Here is a 3,287-nt window from a genome sequence, read left to right as displayed (position 1 = left end):
AATCATTGTATCATCATTAGTTTTTTATTGATTTATCGGCATAAAACTTTTGTAATTATCTTAAGGAGGATGATTACAAATGACAAAATTTAATACTTTTAAAGAGCTTGCAGATGATACCAAAGAAAAAATGAAATCTTATCATGATTATCCAATTAAGACATTGTCAAGATATGATGGAATAGTAAAAATTATTGGTCATCTAATGAAACAAAATAACTGTGTATATTCAACCAATATTATCGATCAATGGCTAAAAGAGTGTACCATCAAATTTTCCAAAAGTACAGTTGAAAGATATCGCAGAGTTGCCTGTCTTTTAAGCGATAATTATCATGGCAATCTTGATGGATGGAAAATTTATTCCAGTCAGCCTTGCTTGATTCCAAAATCTAATGAATATCTTAATGTGATAAATGATTATAAGATATTCTTGGAAAATGAAGAATATTCCACAAAAACTATTTTATGTAGATTGCATGATGCCAGATACTTTCTCGTGTATTTAGAAAACAATAATGTGTTCAATATAAAAGATATCAGTCATCAGATGATATCGAATTATATTCTATCTGAACATTTTGAAAATAGAAAGATAGCAGGCATATCTGCAGAAATTATTGGTCTTAGAAAATTTATTAGCTATTTAGAAGATAGAAATCTGACATCCTATAGTAATATTCATTTTGCATGCATTACAAAGAAAAATGATATTCGTCGCATAGTAACAACCTACAATGATGCACAGATGTCTGTGTTACTTGAATCATATCATGATTTCCCCAGCAACCTAAGAAACAAAGCAATCTATCTCCTGGCTCTAAGATGCGGATTGAGAATGTGCGATATCTTTAATCTCAAGTTTGAAAATATTGACATGAAAAATAAAACTATCCATATCATCCAGAAAAAAACAAATGTTGCATTATCATTGCCATTTGATAGTGAAGTTTCTAAGGCAATCATTGATTATCTATTGAATGAAAGAAGAAAATGTGACTGTCAATACGTGTTCATCACGTCAATTGGTCAGGTTAGAAAATTGACGCATAATACTTCAATAAGAACTTTTAGAAGATTCAGATCTCTAAAAAAAGAAGATCAGCCAAATCAGTTTGGAATTCACATATTAAGACGAACATTCGCTTCCAGCCTGTTGACTGCAGGAGCAGATGTATCATTGATATCAGCTGCACTTGGTCATATCAACAACGCTACTGTTGATAAATATCTGTCAACAGATAAACAGAAGATGAAAAGATGTGCATTATCAATTGATCTTTTTCCCTATGAAGGAGGTCTATTCTAATGAGTTATTTGAAGCAATATACTGAGCCAACCAAAAAAATGTTCAATCATTTAGGATACAGACTTGATTATCTTGATTCAAGACTAAAGGAGCTGGACAAATATTATGATAAACATTATCAAAACAGAAAAGAATTAACTAGAGAAATATCAGATGAATGGATATATTCGATAAAAACAAAATCAAGATACGTTATTTCTGAAAGAATAAGCACTATAAAATATTTAGGTATATATTTGAATTCTATTGGCATATCGGCATATATTCCTGATTACTCCATCAGATTAGGCCCCCATAAAGTGATATCACTGTTTGATGATGATCAGCTGGTACGATTTTTTAGAGGAGCAGATAATATCAAACCGCATATACGTTCTCCTAACAGAGAATATATCATTCCCATTATTTTTAGATTGATCTATACCTGCGGACTAAGAAATTCAGAAGCATGTCATATCAAGATGGAAGACATTGATTTAAAGAATGGAACAATTAGTATATATCATTCCAAAGGAAACAAGGATCGAACGGTCTATATGAGTGAAAGCATGAAAGAATTATGCATTCGCTTCAACGATGCATATTCAGGCATCATTTTGAATAGAGAATATTTCTTTCAGCCATCATATGATAAGACACGTTTGACTAAACATAATATTGATGATTTCTTTGACAAGGTGCTTGAGTTAACTTTATTGAATAGAGAATTTTCCATAAAACCAACAGTGCATGGACTACGTCATTTATTCGCAGTCAACAGTATGAGAAAATGTTTGGATGAAGGTGAAAGTTTTGAAAACTGGATCAAATACCTGAGCCAATATATGGGACATAAATCAGTCAACGAAACGATGTATTATCTGCATTTGGTTGAAATGCTTGTACCTGAATACAGAGAAAAGATGTCTGCAATCACTGAAGGGATTGGTGTTTCATATGAAGAAGACTGAACCGTTTTTTATACATATCAACAGTTTTATTGAACATATGAAAACAGAACTCAAAAGTGATAAGACCATTGAAACCTATATAAACGGTCTGAATTCTTTTAGAAAATACCTGACAAAAGTGCTAAATATGGATATTGAGAAGATAATATTCAACGATATTAATGACAACATCATAAGATCATATTTGAAATATGTCATGGATAATGGTAGTTCCCTGGCAACCAGAAACATAAAGCTAGTATCAATCAAAGAATATATAAGATATTGTGCACATCATGATATTACATTAGTACCTCTACAATTAAGTGTCAGTAAAATAAAAACAAAAAAGATTATACCGAAACAGCATAACTGGATAACAAAGGAACAAGTGGAACTACTTTTGGAGCAACCATCCAGAAACAGAACTGGAATACGTGATCGATTTATTATTCTTTTTCTGTTTTCAACTGGAACACGCCTGAATGAAATGCTTGAATGTAGAATCAGTGACATACATCTAAATAATAAAGATCCATATGTAATCGTAACTGGAAAAGGAAGTAAGAGACGTGTCATACCACTAACAAATGAGCTAACAGAAAACATGAAAATATATATTGAATTATTCCATCGAAACAGTTCACCTGAAGATTATCTTGTTTATACGATTCATGATAGTCGAAAGCATAAAATGTCTCAAGATAATGTTCAGCGAATAATAAAAAAATATAGTCATATGGCAAGAAAAATTGACATAGACATACCGGAACTTCATCCGCATATGTTGAGACATTCGTTTGGAGCAATACTGTATAGAAGTGGCATGTCCAGAGCAGAAATAGCAAAACTTATGGGGCATGAGCAGGAATCGACAACCGAAATATATGTAGAAACTGATGTGGAAATGATCAGAGAAATACTGAAAAGGATAAATGGAGAAAAAATAAAAGATGATTATGAAAATTTATCTGAAGAAGAAAAAGATAGACTCAATAAAATGTTTTATGCCGATAAATCAATAAAAAACTAATGATGATACAATGATT

The 3,287-nt window shown here is 31.4% G+C and carries 3 protein-coding genes; all 3 read left to right on the top strand.

Annotated features, from left to right (window positions below; translation table 11 throughout):
• Nucleotides 1-79: 79 nt before the first annotated feature.
• The 3 genes from ACZYT4_RS13905 to ACZYT4_RS13895 are packed head-to-tail and all read left to right on the top strand — an operon-like array spanning nt 80 to nt 3,271.
• Nucleotides 80-1,309 (top strand): tyrosine-type recombinase/integrase, encoded by a 1,230-nt coding sequence (locus ACZYT4_RS13905; RefSeq protein WP_463786931.1) that lies wholly within the window; start codon nt 80-82, stop codon nt 1,307-1,309.
• Complete coding sequence (locus tag ACZYT4_RS13900) at nt 1,309-2,259, top strand: tyrosine-type recombinase/integrase (RefSeq protein ID WP_463786928.1); 951 nt, start codon at nt 1,309-1,311, stop codon at nt 2,257-2,259. Before ACZYT4_RS13905 ends, ACZYT4_RS13900 begins: the two co-directional genes overlap by 1 nt.
• Nucleotides 2,246-3,271 carry a tyrosine-type recombinase/integrase gene (locus tag ACZYT4_RS13895; protein ID WP_463786926.1) on the top strand — a complete coding sequence of 342 codons (1,026 nt, stop codon included), beginning with the start codon at nt 2,246-2,248 and terminating at the stop codon, nt 3,269-3,271. The genes ACZYT4_RS13900 and ACZYT4_RS13895 overlap by 14 nt, the downstream gene beginning before the upstream one ends.
• Nucleotides 3,272-3,287 lie beyond the last annotated feature (16 nt).

This window comes from Massilimicrobiota sp. mt181, from assembly GCF_055420065.1.
Note: the sequence above shows the minus strand (reverse complement) of the source record. Positions and strands in the feature narration are given on the sequence as shown.